At 46.1% G+C, this 23869-nt stretch carries 17 protein-coding genes; 15 read left to right on the plus strand and 2 right to left on the minus strand.

Annotation, left to right across the window (positions count from 1 at the left end):
• Positions 1-35: 35 nt before the first annotated feature.
• The gene (locus KCTCHS21_RS14250) at positions 36-1958 is read right to left on the minus strand and encodes an aliphatic sulfonate ABC transporter substrate-binding protein (protein WP_130609300.1); all 1923 of its coding nucleotides are present in this window, start codon (positions 1956-1958) and stop codon (positions 36-38) included.
• A gap of 319 nt (positions 1959-2277) precedes the next feature.
• Between KCTCHS21_RS14250 and KCTCHS21_RS14255 the strand changes: the two genes are divergently transcribed.
• The 13 genes from KCTCHS21_RS14255 (at position 2278) to KCTCHS21_RS14315 (ending at position 19087) form a co-directional block, all read left to right on the plus strand.
• The gene (locus KCTCHS21_RS14255; RefSeq protein WP_130609303.1) at positions 2278-4110 is read left to right on the plus strand and encodes a cache domain-containing sensor histidine kinase; all 1833 of its coding nucleotides are present in this window, start codon (positions 2278-2280) and stop codon (positions 4108-4110) included.
• Entirely contained in the window at positions 4107-5255 is a 1149-nt protein-coding gene (locus tag KCTCHS21_RS14260) for a response regulator (protein ID WP_130609307.1), read from the plus strand. The genes KCTCHS21_RS14255 and KCTCHS21_RS14260 overlap by 4 nt, the downstream gene beginning before the upstream one ends.
• Before the next feature lie 280 nt (positions 5256-5535).
• Positions 5536-6900, plus strand: coding sequence for an ABC transporter substrate-binding protein (locus KCTCHS21_RS14265; protein ID WP_130609310.1), 1365 nt, complete (start codon positions 5536-5538; stop codon positions 6898-6900).
• A gap of 71 nt (positions 6901-6971) precedes the next feature.
• Positions 6972-7844, plus strand: coding sequence for a carbohydrate ABC transporter permease (locus KCTCHS21_RS14270; RefSeq protein WP_130609313.1), 873 nt, complete (start codon positions 6972-6974; stop codon positions 7842-7844).
• 13 nt (positions 7845-7857) lie between these two features.
• Positions 7858-8688 carry a carbohydrate ABC transporter permease gene (locus tag KCTCHS21_RS14275; RefSeq protein ID WP_130609316.1) on the plus strand — a complete coding sequence of 277 codons (831 nt, stop codon included), beginning with the start codon at positions 7858-7860 and terminating at the stop codon, positions 8686-8688.
• A gap of 17 nt (positions 8689-8705) precedes the next feature.
• On the plus strand, positions 8706-9929 hold the full coding sequence (locus tag KCTCHS21_RS14280) for a Gfo/Idh/MocA family oxidoreductase (protein WP_130609318.1): 1224 nt from the start codon (positions 8706-8708) through the stop codon (positions 9927-9929).
• Complete coding sequence (locus tag KCTCHS21_RS14285; protein ID WP_130609321.1) at positions 9926-11314, plus strand: GNAT family N-acetyltransferase; 1389 nt, start codon at positions 9926-9928, stop codon at positions 11312-11314. Before KCTCHS21_RS14280 ends, KCTCHS21_RS14285 begins: the two co-directional genes overlap by 4 nt.
• A 410-nt stretch (positions 11315-11724) precedes the next feature.
• Positions 11725-13524, plus strand: a complete 1800-nt coding sequence (locus tag KCTCHS21_RS14290; protein WP_232058192.1) for a cache domain-containing sensor histidine kinase — start codon at positions 11725-11727, stop codon at positions 13522-13524.
• A complete protein-coding gene (locus tag KCTCHS21_RS14295) occupies positions 13521-14309 on the plus strand; it encodes a response regulator transcription factor (protein WP_130609324.1) in 789 nt (262 codons plus the stop codon). The genes KCTCHS21_RS14290 and KCTCHS21_RS14295 overlap by 4 nt, the downstream gene beginning before the upstream one ends.
• Positions 14310-14419: 110 nt before the next feature.
• The gene (locus KCTCHS21_RS14300; RefSeq protein WP_130609327.1) at positions 14420-15817 is read left to right on the plus strand and encodes an ABC transporter substrate-binding protein; all 1398 of its coding nucleotides are present in this window, start codon (positions 14420-14422) and stop codon (positions 15815-15817) included.
• A gap of 63 nt (positions 15818-15880) precedes the next feature.
• Complete coding sequence (locus KCTCHS21_RS14305) at positions 15881-16849, plus strand: carbohydrate ABC transporter permease (protein WP_130616517.1); 969 nt, start codon at positions 15881-15883, stop codon at positions 16847-16849.
• Positions 16850-16852: 3 nt separating this feature from the next.
• Complete coding sequence (locus tag KCTCHS21_RS14310; RefSeq protein WP_130609330.1) at positions 16853-17707, plus strand: carbohydrate ABC transporter permease; 855 nt, start codon at positions 16853-16855, stop codon at positions 17705-17707.
• A gap of 57 nt (positions 17708-17764) precedes the next feature.
• On the plus strand, positions 17765-19087 hold the full coding sequence (locus KCTCHS21_RS14315) for an extracellular solute-binding protein (RefSeq protein ID WP_130609333.1): 1323 nt from the start codon (positions 17765-17767) through the stop codon (positions 19085-19087).
• Between the two features lie 18 nt (positions 19088-19105).
• Here the strand turns inward: KCTCHS21_RS14315 and KCTCHS21_RS14320 are convergent, their stop codons facing one another.
• Positions 19106-20458, minus strand: a complete 1353-nt coding sequence (locus tag KCTCHS21_RS14320) for an MATE family efflux transporter (protein ID WP_130609336.1) — start codon at positions 20456-20458, stop codon at positions 19106-19108.
• A gap of 129 nt (positions 20459-20587) precedes the next feature.
• Here KCTCHS21_RS14320 and KCTCHS21_RS14325 point away from each other — a divergent pair, with 129 nt between their 5' ends.
• Entirely contained in the window at positions 20588-21271 is a 684-nt protein-coding gene (locus KCTCHS21_RS14325) for a TetR/AcrR family transcriptional regulator C-terminal domain-containing protein (RefSeq protein ID WP_130609339.1), read from the plus strand.
• A gap of 126 nt (positions 21272-21397) precedes the next feature.
• Positions 21398-23854: an S-layer homology domain-containing protein gene (locus tag KCTCHS21_RS14330; protein ID WP_130609342.1), complete on the plus strand. Its 2457-nt coding sequence runs from the start codon at positions 21398-21400 to the stop codon at positions 23852-23854.
• Positions 23855-23869 lie beyond the last annotated feature (15 nt).

Genomic DNA, 23869 nt, shown 5'->3' on the forward strand with positions numbered 1-23869 from the left:
TCATCAACTTTGATGTTGGACACTAACACTCACTTCTAATTAATAAGAAGAGAATCAAAATCAATTTCTTCCGTGAGAAAGCCTTCTTGCTTGGACAATTGTGCAAAGCTTTGCAGAGAGGCGCGATCAACCTTTGGATTCCAGAGAATTCGAGCAAAAGCCTTTTCGATAGAGGCTACAGATAAGGATTGACCCGTTAGCTTTTCTAATTCTCTGGATATAATCTCATAGGTTTGAGGTTGGCCCTCTTGCAGACTAAGTAGAGAATCGTGGTGGGACTTTAAAAACTTCTCGATTAAAAGGGGGTGGTTTTTAGAGAAATCCTCATTAACCGCGATAACGGTATTCGGATAGCCTCCATTGCTGTAAATGTCCCTCCAATCTACCAAAACTTCAGCAGCTTGTGAGTTCTCTAATGCAGTAACCCAAGGCTCGGGAACTAAAGCTGCATCAATCAGGTTTTTATTAAACAAATGAATCAGATCAGATGATTTAGCTTGGATAATTCGAATATGGCCACCGCGAAATATATCTTTAAGATGATAGCGTCTTAACAACTGACGGAGTAAAATGTGCTGTCCATTTCCATATTGAGGGATGGCAATAGTCTTCCCTTGCAGCTGCTCAATATTTTTTATTTTCGAAGCATGTTTAACAACAAGCGATACTCCACCTTGACTAACACCGGCAATAATCTGGATCTTATGCTTCTTCGTATGAGCTTCATATACAGGGCCTGGACCCGTATAACCAACATCAATCTGGTTATTAATTAATGCATTTACTAAGGCTGGACCTGCTGTGAAAGTACGAATTTCGAATTTCCCATCAAATTGCTGTTCAAATAACTGATTATGAATAGCTAATAATGCAGGGGAGTGAGACAAATTATGCATAAAACCAATTCGAATCTGTTGAGTACGCTCTTTTTTTATGGAGGGATTGTCAATCCATTTTAGTAAGGTCGCTTTTATATCGCTGGAAACGTTTTGAAGGTCTTGCGAAGCACCAGCAACGGATAGCACAGAGGAAGCCTGATTTTCCGACAAATGAGCTAGCTCATAAGCGGAAGCTGAAGATTCTTGCGCTAAAGAAGAAACCCGATGAATATTTTGAATTAGATTTTCCTTTCCTTCATTCGCTTTTACCAATAATTCGTTCACTGAAACACTGTATTCTGTTACCGTTGTTAATCCTTTGTTAATGTTTTCGAAGTTTTCCTGTGTTTCGCTTACAATTTGGGAAACAATGCCGGAGGAGATTCTTGTTTCTTTAACAATCTCGCTGCAGCCCTTAATCTGCTGTTGGATATAATTAAGTAGTTTATCGATTTGTTTGCCATTCGCTGCACTTTCTTCGGCAAGTCTCCTTACTTCCTTAGCCACTACTGCAAATCCTTTTCCATGTTCACCGGCATGAGCAGCCTCAATTGAAGCGTTAAGAGCAAGCAATTGAATGTTTTTAGAAACAGCAAAAATGAGTTCAAGAGCGTTCGAGATATCAACTGACTTTTGATTTAGATCCTGCATAGTTGTGTTTAGTTTTATTGCAATAGAGGCATTTTTATCCGCTTCCTCAGTAAGCTTCTGAATGGTCTTTTGTCCAGCATTGGAAGCTTGCAACGTATCCGATACCAACGTTTCCATTTGTTTTATTCTACTATGAGATTCATCCAAAATATCGCCAAGATCGCCAGAATCGATTAAGCTTTTTTCGGCTTCTGAAGATTGAAGCGTTGCTGAATTGACAATTTGATGAATAGATTGCGATACATTTTCAACATTTTCAATAGCGTTTATTACAAAATTCGTTAAAGAATCAGTAGAGTCCGTGAGAGAACGGCTAGTGTTGAATAAAAGCTGGAGTTCGGTTGCTTTATCATCCTGCTTTGGCTGAGGAATATTACTCTCGGATTTCGATTTTCGAAAAAAAGTAAAAGGTTTAGTGCCAGCGCTCATTTTCTCCACCACCTGTTCTCAAAATACTAATCTCTCTAAAGTTAAACCGAGTAAATTCATTGGAATAGTTTAGAATAAATTATCATAGGTTTAGAAGGAATGTCAATATTTATATAATCTTGATCAAGCCCTTTCTTAACCGAGAGGGTATTTTGTTTTCCAAGAAATAAATAACCCCCGAAAACCCACGTCAGCCCGTCAGTTTACTCTTCATTGACATCTTCCAGAGGTATGGCATTAACATTGCGATGATAAACCATTCTTATAATGAACTTGTCTTGACAGTCCTTAAATACAGACAGACAAGGAGATTACCGAAATGAGCAATTGGAGGAATGGCATCACTTCATTATTTTCCAGCTGGAAGCTGCTTTTGTTTATTCTGATCTCGCTCCTTATGCTGTTCCTGATCTCTTTTCAGGGTTACATCATCAGCAAGCAATCCACAAAGAAAATAGAAGATCAATATTATCGCACCATTGTGGAGAACATGGATTCGATTTCAGTGAACTTATCGAATTATTTGAACTACATGGATGACTTTGCCCGTGCCCTGTCTAACAATCCGGATTTAATCCAAATACTCCAGACGAAGGATGAGGGGGACCGCAGAAATAAGGTAGAAGAGCAATTGCAAAGCTTCTCAGAATATTATCATTTAAGGCTGCCCGTCAATATTCAGGTATTCGACAGCGGGGAAAATGTCTTTGCGTATCCTGCCATTAACGATGCAGAAGGTAGCAGGCTGGTAAACACCATATCGGGTTTCCCGTGGTTCTCGCATCGAATTGCTTTGGACAATAATTTTCTCCATTGGAACGTGACATCGGATTTTCATGATTCTTCTTCGTCGAATGTTCTGTACGTTAGCAAAAATATTATTTGGAACAATGAATCCTTGGGCTTGCTTGTCATTGAACTGAACGGTGCCCAGATCGAGCGTATGCTTACTCGTGTCCAAATCAATCGAGCAAATCCTATTTTCATCTTTTCCGGAGACATGCAAACGTTGTTTCATAACGAGGAAATCCCGCAGATAATCGATAAGAGCGACGATTCCATTCGAAGTGTCTATAAGAAGGTGAAAGATCAGAATCGAGACGAGGGGGAGGCCGACATTCGGTTGGCAGTAGGTGACTATCGCCTTGTGTACAAGCGAATTGCTGCTACACCGTGGACGATGGTGTCGTTAATTCCGCCCTACTTGCTGCACGCGGACAGCGTAAGCATCTGGCGAATGACCGCGGTTATGGCCGGCATTTCCTTTTTGTTTATTATTGTTTTTTTCGCTATCCTCCATGCAAAAGTGACGACACCTGTTCAGCGGCTATCTCGGATTATAAGTGAATCGGGGAATGGAGCGATGTCGTCTGACAGCTATTCTTACCAAGGTTTTAAGGAAATCGAGACCTTGAACGTTGGGATTCATCAATTTCTCGGCAAAATTCAAGAGCAGGTGCAGACGATTAAGCATGGAGAGAGCGAGAAGAGGCAGTTAGAGCTCCGTGTTCTGCAGGAGCAGATGAGACCGCATTTTTGGCATAATTCTTTGAACTCACTACGGTTTCTAGCTGTGCTGCACGGAGATCCGACGATGGCTGAAGCGATTCTTTCCCTTACTCGAATGCTGGATTACACTTTGCGGAATACGCATGTTCTGTACAGTACCTTGGAAGATGAAAAAGATTACGCGATGAGCTTCATTAAATTTCAGGAGATTCGGTCCATGCAGAAGATTCGCGTCGAGCTAGACATGGACAAGTATTCACTTTCGGCGCATGTCCCCAAGTTTACAATCCAGCCTTTGGTGGAAAATGCTATCGTACACGGATTCGCATCACCAAGCGAGCGTGAGTCGCTCATACAGATCAAGTCTCGGATAATAGGATCGGATTTGGTCATCACGATTACGGATAATGGGAAAGGAATTGACCCATCTGAGGTTCCGAAGCTATTTGAAATCGGGCCGCGCAGAAGTCGGAGCACGCCCGGAGGCCTCAGCCTAGTTAATCTTCGGCAGCGATTTCGGCTGGAATACGGCGAGCCATACGGTGTTGAGATTGACGGCTGCTTAGGGGAATTCACTAAAGTAACGGTTACCATACCTTATAGTACGACTGAACAACAAGGGGAAGAGGGGATCATTTCATGAAGGTCATGATTGTGGAAGATGAAATTCTAGTTCGGCTCGGTTTGAGAAAAGCAATTCCTTGGTCTTCACTGGCTATGGAGCTGATCTGTGAGGCCCAAGACGGTGAGGAAGCGTACGAGTTGTTTAAGGAGCATCAGCCGGATATCGTGCTGGTGGATATTGAAATGCCGAAGATTGACGGTCTGAAGTTCATCCGTTTCGCCAAAGCCAACAAATCCGATTCAAGGTTTGTTCTATTGACGTGCCATCAGGATCTGAAATACATGCGCGAAGCGATTCAACTTCAGGTCAGTGACTTCTTGCTGAAGTCGACGCTAGACATGGAGGAGCTGTGCTCGATTCTGCGAAGCCTATCTCTGGATATGTTTCGTGAACGGGAAACGGCGGAAAGAGCGAAATCGTTAAGTACATCGTTAGTTGAAGTGGCTAAGATGGACATAACAGAACGTACAGAATCGGATTACTATAGCGATGACATAGATGGCAGGCCGCAGATCGATGTGATCTCAGAAATGCTGCAGAAGAGGAAGAAGGAAGTGTTCGATTGTATCGAATCGCTTCGTTTTGCGGAAGCGGCTCGTCAAATTACGAATATGCACGCGGAACTTAAGCGTCCGCCCAACATACATCCCCATATTGTCAAAAACATGCTGACGGAATTTCTATTTCGCGCCTGGTCTGCTTGCGAAGAACTGGAAGCTGGACGGCAGGCTGCCGACCATCGGCTCGTTGACCGACTTTACGCGACCCGCAAGCTGGAAGATACAATCGAGCTTCTAAACAAGGAGCTGGAGAGGCTCGAAAGTCAATTCACGCTCACAAATTCTCCGGAAGATAAAACGAAGATCATCTTGCTTATCAAGCAATATATCAAAACTCATATGCAGCAAGAGATTTCTTTGCAAGAAATTGCGAATGCCTTTTATCTCAACAGCAATTATTTGAGCCGGCTATTTAAGGAAGTCAGCCATATGGGCTTCACCGAGTACGTGCTCCATGAAAAGACGGAGCTGGCTATCGTCATGATGAAGAATGGCAAGACGTTGACCGAAATTTCTGAGAAGTTGGGTTATTTGAACCTCAGCTCCTTCACCCGAATGTTTAAGAAGGTTCGCGGTGCTTCCCCGTCTCGATATCTTCAATGATAAATGTCGGCGCATGAACGGATAACTTTTTCCTCACTTTTTAACACAGCGATAATAAAAACCAAGATCGGGATTCATACACCGCTTGTCTGCTCCCAGTAAGATAAACAAGTGGTAAGTTGCTGTAATACCCAGCGAATCTTCCTCCCTCTATCATTAAAGGTAGTTAAGCCATTCTTTTTTCTCGGAAGCGGGAGGGAATGAATAGGCCACTTTAGCCGGTATTACAAAATGCTAAAGGAAGAAAAAAATCGAATAGTGAAAGGGAGAGAAACGATTCATGAATTGGAAACTTAAGGGGATTTCATTGCTGCTTCTAAGCAGTATGGCTGTATTGTCTGCTTGCGGAGATGGCAACAACGGGGGTAACAGCAAAAGTTCAGCCGGAATCTCCTCGCCCGAGGCATCTCCTTCTGCAGGAGAGAGTGGTCAGCAGAAGAAGGTCAAGCTTGTTTTCTGGAACACTTCATACCCGACGATCGATCAGAATAACAAAACGAAGAAAAAAGAAGAGTTCTACATTTATAAGGCGATCAAGCGGTACGAGGAAGCTCATCCAGGAGTAACGGTTGATATTCAAGATGTTCCAGACGGGACGAACGCGATAACTAAGTTTCAAACAGCGGGAATCGCAGGTAATGGGCCTGATGTAACGAACCTGTGGTCAGGCAACTACACGATGGACCTGAAAGCTTTTATCCAGCCGCTTAATTCTTACTTGCAGAAGTCGGATATCGACTCTATGACCGGCTGGAATGCGGTCACTGAGAATTTCGCAGACGAAGGAACGATTTACGGCATTCCTGACGGAAGCGACGGCACAATTGGCATTCTGTATAACAAGAAAATGTTTGCAGATGCTGGTGTTGATCCTGAGCAGAACTATCCGAAGAACGCGAACGAATTTCTAGAAATGCTCAAGAAGCTGAAGGCAAGCGGCGTCACGCCGGTTGGAACAGGCGAGGATGGAGATTTCGTATACTTCCTGGACTATTGGTTCGCGCAGATGGTCGGTACTCCCGGCATCAATGACATCGTGAATGGCAAAATGGACTTCCATAACGACAAACTAGTCGAGGTTATGAAAAGCTATTTGCAGCTTTATACGGATGGAAACGTTAAGACGGATCAGCATGAGACACAATTTTTTAACGGTAAAGTGGCGATGATTTTTGGCGGCTTTAACCTCGTCAATGATGCACGTAAGGCGCTAGGGGACAACCTAGGCATGTTTAAAATTCCTAACTACAGCGAAGACGCTCTCGTTAAGAACGGTGGAATCGGAGGAACAGGTGCCGACTTCGTCGTCTCCAAGTCGTCCGAGCATCCGGAGGAAGCGGTCAAGTTCATTCTTTTCCTACTGAGTAAAGAAGAGCAAGTTGAGAGATTTAAGGACGGATACGGCAAGCTGCTTAACATCCAGAACGTAGATGCCACCGAATTTACTCAAGACCCACTTATCATTCGTCAACAGCAGTGGGCGAGCGAGGATTCTACGATTTTCTGGCCGGACAACATCTATCCTTCAGAGTTATCCGATTATATTAGCTCATTGAATGCTCTAGTTATCAAAAGCCAGCTCGACACTTCTGATTTCCTATCTAAGCTAGATCAGAAGCGGAATGAAATTCTCGCGCAAAAGTAAGGTTTAAGGATCTTCATAGGCGAAGTCGCTATGAAGATCCTATCTTTTCCGATTAAGTGAGGCTGACCGACATGAACATTCGTACAAGGGAATCTCTGGCAGGGTATTTATCGCTGCTGCCGACGTTTCTCGCACTGGCCGCAATCGTATTTTATCCGATGGTTAACACCTTCATCCACAGCTTCACGAAATGGAACGGTGCTACCTCTGAGTGGATTGGCCTAAGAAATTATAGCTTTATTTTTAACAACGGTGAGCTTTGGACTCTACTTCGCAATAACATCATATTCGTATTGTCGATTCCGGGCATTCTTCTCTTGTCCATGATCGTCTCCGTCCTGTTGTTTGAAGAAGTTCGCGGATGGAAATTCTTCCGGTCGCTTTACTATATTCCAACGATTCTTTCTTCCGTCGTGGTTGGAATGCTGATGAAAATGATGTTCGCCCAGTCCGGTGTCGTCAATCAGTTTCTCCATGCGATCGGATTATCTGACGGTACATTGGAATGGCTCGCTCGCGTTCCCACCGCTTTCCTCGTGTTGATCTTCTGCTTTTATTGGCAAACCCTTGGACAGGGCGTACTTATTTTCTTGTCCGGCTTATCGTCTATTTCGAATGAAATCTTTGAATCGGCTAACATAGATGGAGCAGGATGGTGGCAACGTCTTATGCGCATCACCCTACCTTCGCTTGTACCAACCATTATTTATTTTACCGTTACGAATGCGATCTACTGCTTTATAGGTTTGTTTCCCCTCGTTTACTCGGTCACTCAAGGAGGACCTGGGAGGGAGACGACGCCCATCGATTATATGATTTATATTAAGGCGTTCCAATCGCCGGGTCAGCTCGGTTATTCCAGCGCTTTATCCATTGTTCTGTTCGTTATCGTGCTGCTCGTGTCCTGGGCACAAATCCGATTAGCCAACCGTTTCGAAGAGTAGGGGGCTGCAAGCTATGACCAATCGAAGATCTTGGCCAGCTGGCCTCTTCATTTATATCGTTCTGATTACTATTGCGATCATCGACTTTTATCCCGTCGTCTACATGGCTATTAATAGCTCCCGGACCGCCGTCGATTTCTTCAAAAATCCTGGAGGCCTTCCTCTGGAGTGGAATTTCGATAATTTCAAGGCACTTTATTACCGCTTTGACGTCCTTCGCTTGTTCGGGAATACGTTTTTTAGCGCCGCCGCCGCTTTCGTGCTTACGATGCTGTTAGCTATTCCGGCTTCCTTTGCTTTCGCGAAGCTCCGATTTAAGTTTCGTCAAGGGTTGTACATGACGATTATCGCGACGATGACCATTCCTAGCATTACTTTCGCTGTTCCGAATTTCCTGCTCATGTCTCGCATTGGGCTCGTGGATCATCTGGAATCCGTTATCTTGATTTGGGGAATTACGAGCGTTCCTTCTAATATCTTTCTATTAGCTGCACTTATGCGCGGCATTCCTAACGAGATACTAGAAGCAGGCAAGATAGATGGAATGAGGTATTTCCAGACGCTGACGCGTTTTGTTATTCCTTTATCGGCTCCCGGCATTATAACGCTGGCGATCTTTAACACGACCGGCTGGTGGAACGATTTGTTTACCCCGCTCATTTTCCTACAGTCTGATGATTTGAAAACAATGACGGTGGCTGTAGCAACGATTCTGAAAAGGTTCGACACGGACTACCCACTGCTGCTGGCGGGGCTGTTCATGACGTCGATTCCACCCATTGCGATTTATATTGCATTACAGAAGTATATCAAAAAAGGACTTGTTATCGGGTCCGTCAAATAAATGAAGAGGTGTAAAAAATGACTGATCATCCTATACGATTGGCGATCGTCGGAGGCAACCGGGGCGGTCGGTTCAAAAAGACTTTGTCTACTCTGTCCAAGCTTGTTCGCTTAGTCGCGATTTGCGACCTTCGCCAAGAGGTTATCGTGCAGTGGCAAACTGATTTTCCAGGGCTCGTCGGTTATTCGGACTACGATCAAATGCTGAACGATCAGGGAATAGATGCAGTTCTTCTAGCTAGTCCAATGCTGATGCACGCCCGTCAATCTATTCAGGCTTTGAACGCTGGCAAACATGTGCTGAGTGAGGTTATCGCCTCCCATACGATAGAAGAAGCATGGGAATTAGTGGAGACCGTGGAGAAAACCGGGCTGACCTATATGCTCGCTGAAAATTACTGTTATGAGCGTGAGAGTCTGACGGTGCAAAATATGGCCGATAAGGGACTATTCGGTGAGCTTGTTTATTTGGAAGGGGGATACATTCACGATCTACGCCACGCGGTTCATACCCCTGATGGTTCATTGACATGGAGGGGAGAACTGCATCGCGACTATGATGGGATAAACTACCCTACCCATTCTATCGGTCCAATTGCCAAGTGGCTCGGACTTGGTCGGAGCGGCGGAGATCGTCTAGCGGAGCTGTCCGCTTTTTCATCGAATTCCCGTTCACTTCGTCATTACTTTGAGAATAAATTTGGTCCCGGGCATCCTGCTGCTCAAGAGAGTTATTGGAGGCAGGGAGATTCGGCTGTTGCGAATATCGTCACAGAGAACGGGGTGCTCATTACATTGCGCGTGGATTGGACATCCGTCCGGCCACACAATATGCATCACTATTCCGTTCAAGGAACGGAAGGAGCCTATCTGTCCCGGCGTTATGATGGAGAGGATGATCTAATTTGGATTCAGGACCAATCGCCGTTAATAGCTCCGCCCTGGGGAGGAGAACTGGAAGGGAGATGGGAACCGTTCGATTCGTATCGGGCCAAGTACGACTCCACTTCTTGGATACAGTTAGACAAGGATGCGGGCGGGGCTGAGCACGGAGGCTCGAATCACCTCGTGCTGGAAGAGTTTGCTTTGGCTATATTGGGTAATCGGAGACCTGCAATTGACGTTTATGACGCGGTCGAGTGGAGCAGTATTTTTCCATTGTCGGTTGAGTCTCGTGCTAGCGGAGGTGCTTCAGTTGCGTTTCCTAATTTTCGAAAAAATGATAGGGGGAATGAGAGATGATGGAAGAGAGGCAATTGCCCCAGCTGATCATGCGCAGAACTCTGGAAAATCTCCCGGAGGTTCAGCTGCCGGAAGGTTACGTATTAAGAAGCTTTCAGCCGGGGGATGAGAAGCATTGGGAACGTATCGTTGAGAAGGCGTTCAGAAGGATCCGAAGCTTCCAGGAGGAAATTCGTTCCCACTTTTACTTTCAGCCGGATCGGGTGCTCTTCGTGTGTGCAGGAGAGCTGCCGGTGGCCACGGCCTGTGCTTGGCAAGAGCCCGCGTGGGAGGACGACAGTGGGTATTTGCACATGGTTGGGGTGGACCCCGAGCACTCCGGACGAGGACTTGGCTACCAGATCAGCTTAGCCGCCTTGCGGCAGATGATAGTAGACGGCAGATTTCATGCATTGCTGGAGACTGATGATTTTCGCCTTCCGGCCGTTCGGACGTATGTGAAATTAGGCTTTACCCCCGATGCTCCGACGGAAAGCCTTCGCTCCAGGTGGGGCATTGTTTATCGCAAGCTGAATCTGCCTTGCGGGGTAGAGGTTAAGCAAGCGACGCGCCCAGGCAGCGCTACTACTGCAAACGAGGATGCAGTTGTCATCAATGCAGAGGCAGATATTTACGGCGTGATCGATGGAGTGTCGGCGATGCTTCCTTATCGCGATGATGAAGGCCGAACGGGGGGCTTTATCGCATCTCGTTTGCTTGCGGAAGAGCTTGGAAGCGGTGAGTCGGGTTTGGATTTACGGGCAGCTGTTCTAAGGGCGAACGCAACGCTAATGGATCGTATGTTGGCGGCGGGAGTAGACGTGGCTGGAAAATGGAAGAGATGGGGAGCCGTGTTCGCGGTTGTGAAACTGAGTCGAAATCGTGTTGAATACGTGCAGAGCGGAGATTGCATGCTGTTGGCCCGTTACAAGGATGGGAGTGTAAGGGTTCTTACCCGCAATCAGGTAGCGGAATTTGATCTGAAGGCGCTAAATGCGAAGCGGCAGCTGTCTGTAAAGGGAAATCTGACAGAAGAGGTTATCGCAAGCCGCCTTAAAGCGCTGTTCAAGTGCAACAGGGACAAGGCAAATGCGCCGGACGGCTACTCAGTTATGAACGGAGACCCTGCTCTGGAATATACAATGGAATACGGCAGCCTTTCCTCAGCCAATCTGCAGCGAATTTACGCGGTAACGGACGGTCTATTTCATTTTATTGAGAACGACGAAGATCCGCTTAAGTGGCAGAAGCTAGCTACCCGGTTGGACGAGCAGGGAATTGAGTCGTATATGGACGAGTTGGTCAAGGAAGAAGAGCTCGATTCGTCATGCGAACGTTATCCGAGACATAAGAAATCCGACGACAAGTCAGCGGTGATTATTGACCTGCTGTGGGCTGGTCTTTGATTGGATAAGAATGGGTAGAGTGCAGAGACGTAACTTCTCTAATATATAAGTGGTAGATATTCATGAAACTCGTATCACGAAATGTCACCAAATCAGCAACGAGCCCCTCACTGCGTAAAAAGCAGTAAGAGGCTCGTTGAATATGACTCTTCGTCATTATCTCAACCCCACTTCGGTCGCATTAGTGAACCATCAGTTTCTTGTTTGGCCAACTAACCCGATTTTGCCGCAGTAGAGATCCCTCCTCAGTTCCTTGTTCCGCCAACACTAACCCGAACCGGGGCATTAACTATAATAAGTATGTCTAATGCTCCGTCAGTCGCCCGAATCGGTATATATACTAGATTGACACTCCAATTTGAATAAGGTACGTTGAACCTAAGACCTACTAAAGCGAGGAATGGGGAAATGTGAGAAAGTGGGCGGATCGGCTCGTCAATCTACGAGAGATCAACACCTTGAGAAATCAAATTTTCGTCGGCTTTACGCTAACGATGATCCTCGTGCTTACCTTTGCGGGTGTATTTGTCTATGGTGAAGTATCCGTGCTCCTTAAGCAAAGCGCGGAAAAGCATATTCAACAGACAGCGATTCAGGCCAACGGCAGGTTGGACGCTCTGCTGAAGCAAATCGATTCGTTAACGACCCAGGTAGCAACAGATTCCTACGTGCAGAAGCTGCTTTTGAAAGAAGTACAAGGGATATCGTCCAACTTTAACGAGCGCCAGTCGCTACTGCAACTCGCCAACAATTATATGGCATACTCCTCCGGAATAAGCTCGCTTGAGCTATACACAATTGATAATAGACGGTTGTTCCCACTTGATGATTCTAGTATAAATCGTATATCCGGAGATGCGCTTGCTGCAGCTGATGACAAAAAAGGACGTATTGCCTGGATCGGAATTGATCCGCGTTCGCCGGATTTGGTGCTTGCCATCCGCCGCATCAATTTGCTGAACAATTCTTACTTGCCTGGCGGCTACCTGGTCGTCCATTTAAACCGTGAATATTTCGATATGTATGAGCTGGAGGCAAAGGACGACCCTTCCAAAAGCGGGGAATTCATGCTATTGAGCGATAGCGACGGCAACCCGATTATATCGAATATGGACAAAGAGGCGGCGAAGTCGGTGCTCTCGCAATCAGGAAGCACCGTTACTATCGGGCAGGAGCGGATGCTCGCCGTCAGACAGCATTCTGAGGTGGCAGGTTGGAAGCTCGTGCTGCTAATGCCGGTTGAAGCAGCGACAGAAGGGATTTCTGTGTTACGAACGGCCATTTACGTATCCATCGGCATCGCCGCCGTTGCTTTTCTGCTATTAACGCTGATGCTGTCTACGATGATAACCCGACCCATTCAGCGGCTGATGAGAAGCATGCGCCGCGCCAGGTTTGGCGGGCTTAGGCTTATTCCTGCCGGTCGCAACCGTTTTCGAACACTGGAGATCAACGAGCTGAATAACACTTACAACCAGATGGTTACTCATATGAACGAGCTGATTCAAGTCGTCTATGAGAAGGAAATTACGCAGAGCCGCACTGAGCTCAAGGCGCTGCAAGCACAGATCAATCCTCATTTTCTGTTCAACACGCTGGAGGCCTTCTATTGGTCGTTGGAGGAAAAAGAGGAAAGCGAGCTTGCCCAAACGATCGTCGCCATGTCTGGACTGTTCCGATATGTCATTGGCAGCGCGTCGGGCAACGACGAGTGGGTAACTATTCGCGATGAGCTTGAGCACGCGCAGCGATATTTGCAAATTATGAAAATGCGTCTGGTCGATCGGCTGCATTGGCAAATCGATGCAGATGAAGAGCTATTGCAGGTGCCTATTCCTAAACTGATCATTCAGCCGCTAGTGGAGAACGCAATTTTGCATGGTGTGGAGAGTCGCATTAGTCCGGGTTCGGTTACGATCCGCGTATCTTCAACGAAGCTAGGCTTTGCGACCATTGCCGTCATTGACGACGGGCTCGGCATGGACGGAGATACGCTGGCCAAGCTGATACAAAGAATTGAGGGTGTAACCTCGCAAGACTCCAAGAAGGGAGCGGGGGTTGCCATGTCCAATGTTCAACGGCGCCTCAAGCTATATTATCCAAACACGGCAGAACGCGGCAGCGGTTTGCAAATTGAAAGCAAGGCCGATGTCGGTACGGTTGTACGCTTTGATATAACGATCCCACCAGAAGGAGACGAACTGTCTTGAAAACGATATTGATCGTTGACGATGAACCGCGCACTCGCCTCGGAATACAGAAGACGCTCGTCGCCTGGTCAGCAGGCAGACATCGAATCGAGAGTGCTGCGAGCGGGGTTGAGGCTCTCGAATGGTTGAAAGCGAATACAATTCATATCATCATCACGGATGTACGAATGCCGGAAATCGATGGTTTGCAGATGTTAGAGATGCTGGCGATGCGCGGGCAACTGCCCGTTGTCATTGTCATCTCCGGCTATGCTGAATTCGAATATGCGAAGAAATCGTTGCAGCTCGGGGCGTTCGAATATCTTCTTAAGCCTCTGGATAAATCGATATTAATTGATGCAGTGCAAAAAGCACTAAAGCTCGACAGCAGCAGGGAGCGCCTTGATGCAATGGAGAAGCTTGTCGATCCGAAGCTGCTTGAAGCTGGCCGCGATGAAGCGCGGTACGGCACCGTAATCAAGGAAGCTATTAGCTATGTCAATAACCATCTGCAGGAAACGATCAGCATGAAGCAGGTGGCGGAGCTGATGCACATGAACGCGAGCTATTTTAGCGTGCTGTTCAAGGAGCAGACAGGTGTTACTTTTAGTGACTATTTGACACGCAGAAGATTGCAAAGAGCGAAGGAGCTGCTTGTCACTACCAGAATGCCGATCTGGGAAATCGCCGAGAAGGTCGGTTATCAAACGGCTAAATATTTTATTAAGGTATTTAAAGACAATGAGGGCGTAAGCCCTAGCCAGTATCGACATCAGGTTATGGACACCGAGCAATCTATCCAATAAAAGTGGAATTTCCCCCAATGAATAGTCCCTTATGCGCTTAATTTACTGCCCCTATAATTATGGTAGCGGTTACAAATTAACCGTAACCGTATAAAGGGGAGGATAAAAATATGAATCGTTTTTTAACAGCGTCCACTGCAATTCTCTTGTTGACCTCAGTTCTTGCCGCATGCGGCGGAAACACAAACTCATCCAGCAACGCAGGTGCAAGTACAAGTCCATCGAGTAGCAGCTCCGAGCCTTCGGCGAGCAACAAACCCAAGGAGAAAGTCACCATCAATCTATGGAGCTTCACGGATGAAATCCCGAACATGACGACCAAGTATATTGCAACACATCCTGATGCGAATGTGGAGTTCAAAACCACAGTCGTCGCAACCACAGATGGCGCTTATCAGCCTGCACTTGACCAGGCGCTTTCTGCTGGTGGCAAGGATGCCCCGGATATTTATGCTGCCGAAGCGGCTTTTGTACTCAAGTACACACAAGGTGACGCATCCAGCTTTGCTGCCAATTATGCCGATCTGGGTCTCGACAACACAATGGTGCAGGATGCTGGTATTGCTCAGTATTCGATCGACATAGGTAGTAAGGGTGGCGAACTGAAAGCTCTCGCTTACCAAGCGACTGGAGGCGCCTTTATCTATCGTCGCTCGATTGCCAAAGACGTTTTTGGAACTGACGATCCTGCAACCGTCAAGAACGAGGTCGGTCCTGGTTGGGATAAGTTTTTCGGTGCGGCTGCCAAGCTGAAGGCCAAAGGCTACGGTATCGTTTCTGGCGACGGCGACATCTGGCACGCTATTGAGAACAGCTCCGATAAGGGCTGGATTGTCGATGGCAAGCTTCACATTGATCCCAAGCGTGAACAGTTTCTTGATCTTTCCAAGAAGCTGAAGGACAACGGTTACCACAACGATACAAAAGATTGGGAAGAGGGTTGGTTTGCGGATATGTCGGGCACTGGTTCTCAACCGATCTTCGGGTTCTTCGGTCCAGCCTGGCTTATTAACTACGTCATGAACGGTCAAGTTAAAGACACGAACGGTGACTGGGCTGTTACGGAACCGCCAACTGGATTTTTCTGGGGTGGCACTTGGCTGATAGGGAACAAAGACGTTGTCAAGAACGATGCCAAGAGAGCAGCCGTTGCCGATTTCATCAAGTGGGTAACGCTTGATACTTCCGAAACGGGTCTCCAGTATTATTGGGCTAACGGCACAATGAAGGATGGAGAGAAGGGCACGAAGGACACCGTTGCATCCTCTGTCGTAATGTCAAAGTCCAATGGCGAAGTCGAATTACTAGGCGGACAGAATATGTTCGACGTATTCGTTCCAGCGAATGCTAACGCAACAGGCAAAAATCTTTCTCAATTTGACGAAACGATTAACAGCTTATGGCGCGGGCAAGTACGTGAGTACACCGCAGGCACCAAAAACCGTGACAAGGCGATCGCGGACTTCAAGCAACAAGTCAAGGATCAACTCCAAATCGATAGCGAATAATACGACGCCAAAGGGGTGGGTAAGCTTTCCTGCCCCTTTGTATTACTGGATGGGGTGATGGCCATGCGCCGCAAGGGCGTCAATTATTCTAAATACGGCTATATATTCAGCTTGCCTTTTCTGCTTGCGTTCTTGGTTTTCTCTTTATATCCAACCTTGTATACTGCTTTTATTGGTTTTACTGATCTGAAAGGATTAATCCCGAAGCCGATTCATATTTTGGATAATCCGCTGCAAAATTTCAAAGATCTCATCTATCACAACGTCTCTTTCAAGAAGTCGCTTATCAATACAGCGATTATATGGATTATGAACTTCATACCCCAGATCTTACTGTCGCTTTTACTCGCTGTCTGGTTCACAAACCAGCGTCTGAAAATACGGGGACAAGGCGCGTTCAAGATCATGCTCTATATGCCGAACATCATCACGGCGGGTACAATCGCTGTGCTATTTAGCTCTTTATTTTCCTATCCGATGGGTCCTGTGAATAGTTTACTTGAGATGCTGGGTATCAGTGATTCTCCGATCTTTTTCCTACAGGACAAGTGGACCGCGAGAGGTATCGTATCGTTCATCCAGTTCTGGATGTGGTATGGAAGCACGATGATTATTCTTATCGCAGGCATTATGGGCATTAGTCCCACAATTTTCGAGGCTGCGGCCATAGACGGTGCTAACGGGTTCCAAACATTTTTCCGCATTACGCTTCCAAGCCTGAGAACGATCCTGCTCTACACTCTAATTATCTCGACGGTTGGCGGCTTGCAAATGTTCGATATCCCGCAGTTATTTTTGGCAGGTGGACCGGATGATGCCACGCTTACAACATCCGTATTCATATACGGACAGGCGTTCAAGGGTAGTTATTTGTACAATAGCGCTGCAGCTGCGAGCATGATCATTTTTGCGATTGCGGCAGCACTTTCGGCACTCATGTTCTTCCTTTTGCGCGACCGCGACGCGGGAAGGCTCAAGAAAGCACAGAAAATGCTTATTAAAGCTGCTCAAGCGGAGACAAGGAGTATGTGATTCATGGCAAAGGTTCAGAAAAGCGCAGAAGTCTCCCTTAATATCAATAAGACGATAATCTATGTTGTCTGCATCTTTCTGTCGCTGCTTAGTATCATGCCGTTCTGGATTATGATCGTCAACGCTACGCGCTCGACACCTGAAATTCAAAGTGGTCTTTCTCTATTACCGTCGATACACGCAATGGGTAACTTGGATGTGCTGCTGAGCAAGAGCTTCGATCCGATTAAGGGATTCATCAATTCCTTCATTATTGCAGGCGGCTCTACAATTCTAGCAGTCTATTTCTCGTCTCTTACCGCCTATGGGCTTGTCGCATACAACTGGAAATTGCGTCAGTCTTTCTTTACGGTTATCATGTGCGTCATGTTGATTCCGTCACAGGCAAGTGCTATCGGATTCTATAAGTTCATGTATCAGTTGCATTGGACGAATAACTTCCTACCGTTGATTCTTCCTGCAATTGCGGCTCCGTCTATCGTGTTCTTCATGCGCCAATATATGCTTGGAACGCTTTCGATTGAAATGGTTGAGGCATCACGAGTCGACGGAGCGGGTGAATTCTATGCCTTCAACCGTATTGTTATGCCGATCATGATTCCGGCAATTGCGACACAAGCAATCTTTGCTTTTGTGGCCAGCTGGAACAACCTGTTCATGCCGTTGATCCTGCTTACACAGAAGGATAAATACACATTGCCAATCATGGTGAGCTTACTTAAAGGTGATATTTACAGGACTGAGTATGGCTCGATTTATATGGGGCTGTCCCTAACTGTGTTGCCGCTCTTTGTGATATACTTCCTGTTATCGAGGTATATTGTTGCAGGCGTGGCGCTTGGTAGCGTGAAAGATTAAGTCGCCATTCTATCCAATACACATTTTGCTAGATTGGCATGATGGTTGATGGAGGATATGAACGTGCACATAAAAATTAGAGCGTTATTGGCACTAGTGACTAGCTTAGCTCTTATTGTTTCAGGCTGCGGAAGCAGTTCAAACGGCAATAAACATAGTTCAGACATCGTATTGAGTGATAAGGTGACGATCAACATGATGCATCTGTGGCCGGTAGCAGGTGCATCAGGTCAACACCAACTTGTGAACAAAATTATTGACGAATATCAAGCTGAAAATCCTAACGTCATCATTAAGCAAGAAGTGCTTGATAATGAACGATACAAAGCTAAGATTAAAGTGCTCTCCGCTGTCAACGAGCTGCCGGATGTTGGCTTGACATGGGCAGCCGGATATCTACAGCCATTCGTGGAAGGCAAGCTGTTCACGTCACTCGATGAGCTGTTGCATAGCGAGCTGCAAGACTCGTTCGTTGCGGGAACTACAGAAGCATATACCGTTGAAGGCAAAACCTACGCGCTACCGCTCGAATTCAACATCGCTCCGGTTTACTACAACAAGAAAATTTTTGAGCGATACGGTTTGCAGGTTCCCACGAATTACGATGATTTTTTGCATGTTGTGAAAACGCTTGCAGATAATGGTGTAGTACCCATTGTGCTTGGCAACAAGGATCGCTGGACGGGTTCTCTCTGGTACATGTATATAGCTGACCGTATCGCCGGTACGGAGACGCTTGCGAATGCGATTAAAGGCTCAGCTTCCTTCACCGATCCGGGTCTTGTTGAAGCTGCGAAACGAGTTCAAGATCTTGTCGATATGAATGCCTTCAACAAAGGCTTCAACGGTCTGTCGAATGATGAAGTTAAAGCGGAATTTATGGACAGCGAGGCTGCCATGTATTTGATGGGGACGTGGGAGCTTCCTAACTACACGACAAACCAGGTTATTCCACAACCATTCCGCGATAGCATTGGGTTCTTCAAATTCCCGACCGTTGATGGCGGCAAGAGCAATATTGACAGCTGGGTAGGTGGTCCGGGTGTTGGCTTGTTCGTCGCTGAGAATTCCCCGGTAAAATCAGAAGCGAAAAAATTCGTGAAGTATTTCGTGAAGCGTTGGGGCGAAGAATCTGTAACTGGGGCCGGTGTTATCCCAGCTACGAAGGTGAACACGTCGAAGATCCAGCTTCCGCAACTGTACATTGATCTACTGAACGAAGTGAATAAGGCTACGAACATTACGCTGTTTGCCGACGTGCAAATGACATCGGGCGCTGCTGAAGTTCATCTCAACCAAATCCAGGCGCTGTTCGGCAAAGAAATTACACCCGATAAATTCGCCAAAGCACATGATGCGGCAATCAAGACGGGCAAATAAGCAAGGGAAAATTGTTTATTACTGTACTAAACTATCCAGATCCGGCTGCAATCTGTTCCGCAGAACATATAGCATAACGGCACCAACAAGGAACGCGACGGCATCCGCAATGACGATTGACCAGATTACACCGTGGAAGCCGTTCATGCGATTGGCGATATAGAGCACAGGGATCAACGTAATTCCTTGAATGACGGACATAATAGTCGCGGCGGTTCCTTGTGCCGTTGCTTGAAAGATCCCCGTGAACAACGTGGTCATTCCCGTAATGAATAAGGATAAGAACGTCACATGCAGAATATAGCTACCCTTTTCTATTAATTGAGGGTCATTCGTAAATAAACCGATCAAGTGGTCTGAAATCAGATATACGATGAAGCCGAACACGACAGCTAACGCCGCAATCGTTTTGATCGTGAATCCGATGGTATGCTTCATACGCAATTTATTTGCTGTAAAAGAGTAAGCGATCAGCGGTACGACTCCCTCGCATAAGCCCATCAGAACAACCTCGGGCAATTGCAATAAACGCGATGAAATGCCGAACCCCGCTATAGCCTGATCCCCATATTCAACGAGAAAGTGGTTCATGACGAGCGACATTACTCCCATGAAGACACTCATAACGAAGACCGGAACTCCGATTTTGAATACATTGCTCAGAATATCCTTGGTAATCTTGAACCATTTTATGGAGATAGTTAAGAAGGAGCTCTTATAACCTAAATGGAAGGCGTAGTAAGCAGCCGCAACCAAATTAGAGATAACAGTAGCTGACGCGACGCCGATCACATCCCAATGGAAGACGAAGATGACGAGCGCATCGAGAATAATATTTACTACTACGCTGAGAATCATACCGATCATCGAAATGATTGCTGAGCCCTCCGAGCGCACGATATTTTCCAGCGTGAAGAATAAGAGGATAATTGGCGAACCGATAAGCATAACCGTGACATAGTCCTTCGTAAATCCAAAGGAGTCGGTCGTTGCTCCTAAGCCATGAACGATCGAATCAATTAACGGGTAGCCTACGGCTAATACGATAAGACCGAGAGCCAAGCTGCTGTAAACGGCGAATGAAGAAACATTTTTGACATCCTCATATTTTTTCTCACCGAGCAATCGGGAAATAAATGTACCGCTACCGATACCGATCAAGTTGCCTAGTGCCATAATGACTGCGAATAACGGCAAGGTTAAAGCGAGCGCGGTTAACATGGCAGTATTGTGGAGCGTACCTAGGAAAAAGGCATTTAAGATAGAATAGATGACGGTCATTGACATGCCTAGCATCATAGGTACGGCGAAGTGAGCTACAGCTTTGGCAATCGGAGCCTTCTCAAAGTAATGGAGGTTTTCTGTATTCATGCGGATCACTTCTTTCTTTGTTGTGTTATCTAACAGTGTTAGATTGAACCTTACAGTGTTAGATGATATCATGAACGTATGGACCTGTAAAGAACAAACTTACACTGTTAGATAAAAGGGTGGATACCGATGAAAAAGCAGCAGCCTCAGATCTCGGAGGATAAGATTTTGGAGGCCTCGTGGGAGCTTCTCGGGGAGGATGGTATCGAGAAATTCAGCATGAGACGATTGGCTGACCGGCTGGGGATTCAGGCTCCCTCACTGTATTGGTATTTCAAGAGCAAGCAGAACCTCTATCGGCGTCTGGCGGGCCAGGTTTCGAAAAAGATTCTGGAGGAATTCCGCTCCGAAGGGGACTGGAAGGAGCAACTGTCGGAGTTTGCGGTAACGGTACGACGAGTGCTTTGCCGGTATCCCTGCTCCACGCAGCTCATGATGCTGACGCTGCCTCTTGATCCGGACATCATCCGGTTCACGAACCGTATGCTGCTCTGCGTGGAATCGACTCCGCTTGCGCAAGAGCAGAAAATACAAGCGGTTACTACGCTTTTGAACTATATCTTTTTCTTTGTTTTGGACGATTATCAGCATCAGCGAAGTGTTGCCGCTAGCCTTAAAGACCAAGGAGCGCCTCCGGAGGGGGAGATGGAACGCCTTCTGGACGCCATGAGCGAGACGGATGCGGGACTGTTCCGGAGGATGTTCAAGAGCGGGCTTTTTGAGCTAATGGGAACCGACGGTGCTTTTGAGTTCGGATTGAATTTGATTCTGTTGGGAATTGAGCAGGTGATAAAGGCGGAGGAGGAGAAGTAAATGTAAAAACCGCTCATTCGGTTATTGGATGGGCGGTTTTTACATTAAAAATACAAATATATCTAGTTTAATTTTGTTATGCTATATTGAGATATATTGTTAGAATTTGACGAAGGAGATAGTAAAATGAGAAATAGTCGCACAAGAATTATGGTACTAGTATTAGCAATCATCATGGCGATAGGAGGCATTGGTCCTCGAGCGGGCAATGTGTATGCGGATGTAGGCGTTCTAACAGTTGGAAACGGTTCGGAACTGAACCCTTTTGAGATTGCGACTGCCGAGCAATTGAATTCGGTTAGGAACTATTTGGGCACTTATTATTATTACATCCTCACGGCAAATATTGATTTAGCGGGATATAATGACGGGGAAGGTTGGTTGCCAATAGGCTCCGAGTCAGCTAAATTTATCGGTAATTTTGATGGGAATGGGTTTGCTATTAGTAATCTTACAATTAATAGACCTGGCACTGATAGTATAGGATTATTTGGCGTTGTTAACAGAGGTGCTGAAGTCAAAAATATGAAACTGGAGAATGTGAAAGTCTCTGGACGTGAAACAGTAGGCGGCTTGGTTGGTGAGAATAATGGAACGATCAGTCACAGTTACACAACAGGTAGCGTAGAGGCCGTTAAATTCAATGGCGGAGGCTTGATTGGTTACAATTATGGACAGATCAGTCATAGTTACGCTACTTCTAGTATAGAAGTCGGGGACAGTTATGGCGGAGGCTTAATTGGTAAAAATAACGGAACGATCAGTGACAGTTACGCTACGGGTAGTGTAACAGTTATGAAGGGTTATGGGGGAGGCTTGGCTGGTGACAATAGTGGAACGATCAGTGACAGTCACGCTACGGGAACTGTAGATGTTAGGGAAAATCAAGGCGGGGGCTTGATTGGTGTGAATAATAAAACCATCAATGACAGTTACGCTACGGGTACTGTAAAAGTTGGAAAAGATTATGGCGGAGGCTTGGTTGGTTATAATTATGGACCAATCAGTAACAGTTACGCATCGGGAAATGTATCAGTTCAAAATACGGCCGGCGGCTTGGTTGGTTCTAGTGTTAGTGAGGGTAGGATCAGTAACAGTTACGCATCGGGCAATGTAAATGTTAGGGGAAATCAAGGCGGGGGTTTGATTGGTCAGAATAAGGGACCGATTAGTGCCAGTTACGCTACTGGTAGTGTAGTTGTTGGGGGAACTCAAGGTGGAGGTTTCGTTGGTTTGAATATGGGAACGATCAGTGACAGTTATACAATGGGTAGTGTATTAGTTAAGGATATTGGCGGAGGCTTTGTAGGTTATCATTTTTCGGGAGCCATCACCAACAGTTATTCCATCGGAAAAGTAACAGGTGACTCAGTCTTAGGTGGCTTTTCAGGTTTTGGTAGCGGAACGATCACTCACAGTTACTACGATATAGATACAGTAGGTATAACAGAGTCAGCAGGCGGCAACGGTAAAACAACAGCAGTTATGAAAGACCAAAGCACATATGCAGTAGATAATATTTGGAAATTTGATGACATTTGGGGAATGGATTCAAAACGTAATCAGGGATATCCCTACTTGCGGGACATTCAAGTTTTTTTAATTTATGATGCGAATAAAAGTGTCGGGGGGACAGTTCCTTCAGCGAGCTATTCATTCATGCCTAGTAACTCAGGAACATCAGTAAACGTACTAGACATTACCGAAAGCTTGAGGATTCCAGGTCACACATTCGCAGGCTGGAATACCAAAGCAAACGGCGAAGGTACGAACTACCCTGTCGGAGCTCCCATTACGATCAACAAGGAAGATTTAACACTGTTCGCAAAATGGACGCTTAATACACCAACACCAACACCAACGCCAACGCCAACACCAACGCCAACGCCAACGCCAACACCAACGCCAACACCAACACCAACACCAACACCAACACCAACACCAACACCAACACCGACACCAACGCCAACACCTTTTTTCAACGAAAAGGTTAATATTGATGTAGTCAGGGCTCTAGTAGATAATGAAAATTCTGCAACTGATGTAACATTCAAAGATGTACCGGCAAGTGCTCCAAACGCTAAAGCAATCGAAGTAGCAACTAAGCTTGGGATTGTAAAGGGGTATGAGGATGGATCATTCAATCCGAATGCTACTGTTACTAGAGCCGAATTTGCAACGATGTTAGTCAAAGCACTTGGTTTAACGTCTAAAGGTGATCCCAGCTTTAAGGACACCAAAGAGCACTGGGCGGCAGATGCAATTGCTACATTAAAAGCAAGTGGTATTATCAACGGTTACTTGGATGGAACATTCAAACCGAACCAAACGATCTCCAGAGCGGAAATAGTGGCTATGCTTTCAAAAGTAATTAACACTACATTTGTAAAAGATTCTAAGTTCGAGGATACTTCTGGCAACTGGGCTGAGGCTGAGATTGATACATTATCCAAAATGGGTATCGTAAAAGGTACTACCAATGGTTCATTTAAGCCAAATGCTAATGCTACAAGGTCTGAGTCAGTACTCATGATCTTACGCATGTTGAACGCCAGTCTTGGTCTTTCTCTAGACATAGAATAGAGGTTTAAAGTTACA

Origin of the sequence: Cohnella abietis (assembly GCF_004295585.1) — a bacterium.
Lineage (GTDB): Bacteria > Bacillota > Bacilli > Paenibacillales > Paenibacillaceae > Cohnella > Cohnella abietis.

Coding starts and splice junctions, on each gene's coding strand:
- KCTCHS21_RS14250 (WP_130609300.1), bottom strand. CDS start 1,958: ATGAGCGCTGGCACTAAACCTTTTACTTTTTTTCGAAAATCGAAATCC.
- KCTCHS21_RS14255 (WP_130609303.1), top strand. CDS start 2,278: ATGAGCAATTGGAGGAATGGCATCACTTCATTATTTTCCAGCTGGAAG.
- KCTCHS21_RS14260 (WP_130609307.1), top strand. CDS start 4,107: ATGAAGGTCATGATTGTGGAAGATGAAATTCTAGTTCGGCTCGGTTTG.
- KCTCHS21_RS14265 (WP_130609310.1), top strand. CDS start 5,536: ATGAATTGGAAACTTAAGGGGATTTCATTGCTGCTTCTAAGCAGTATG.
- KCTCHS21_RS14270 (WP_130609313.1), top strand. CDS start 6,972: ATGAACATTCGTACAAGGGAATCTCTGGCAGGGTATTTATCGCTGCTG.
- KCTCHS21_RS14275 (WP_130609316.1), top strand. CDS start 7,858: ATGACCAATCGAAGATCTTGGCCAGCTGGCCTCTTCATTTATATCGTT.
- KCTCHS21_RS14280 (WP_130609318.1), top strand. CDS start 8,706: ATGACTGATCATCCTATACGATTGGCGATCGTCGGAGGCAACCGGGGC.
- KCTCHS21_RS14285 (WP_130609321.1), top strand. CDS start 9,926: ATGATGGAAGAGAGGCAATTGCCCCAGCTGATCATGCGCAGAACTCTG.
- KCTCHS21_RS14300 (WP_130609327.1), top strand. CDS start 14,420: ATGAATCGTTTTTTAACAGCGTCCACTGCAATTCTCTTGTTGACCTCA.
- KCTCHS21_RS14305 (WP_130616517.1), top strand. CDS start 15,881: ATGCGCCGCAAGGGCGTCAATTATTCTAAATACGGCTATATATTCAGC.
- KCTCHS21_RS14310 (WP_130609330.1), top strand. CDS start 16,853: ATGGCAAAGGTTCAGAAAAGCGCAGAAGTCTCCCTTAATATCAATAAG.
- KCTCHS21_RS14315 (WP_130609333.1), top strand. CDS start 17,765: ATGAACGTGCACATAAAAATTAGAGCGTTATTGGCACTAGTGACTAGC.
- KCTCHS21_RS14320 (WP_130609336.1), bottom strand. CDS start 20,458: ATGAATACAGAAAACCTCCATTACTTTGAGAAGGCTCCGATTGCCAAA.
- KCTCHS21_RS14325 (WP_130609339.1), top strand. CDS start 20,588: ATGAAAAAGCAGCAGCCTCAGATCTCGGAGGATAAGATTTTGGAGGCC.
- KCTCHS21_RS14330 (WP_130609342.1), top strand. CDS start 21,398: ATGAGAAATAGTCGCACAAGAATTATGGTACTAGTATTAGCAATCATC.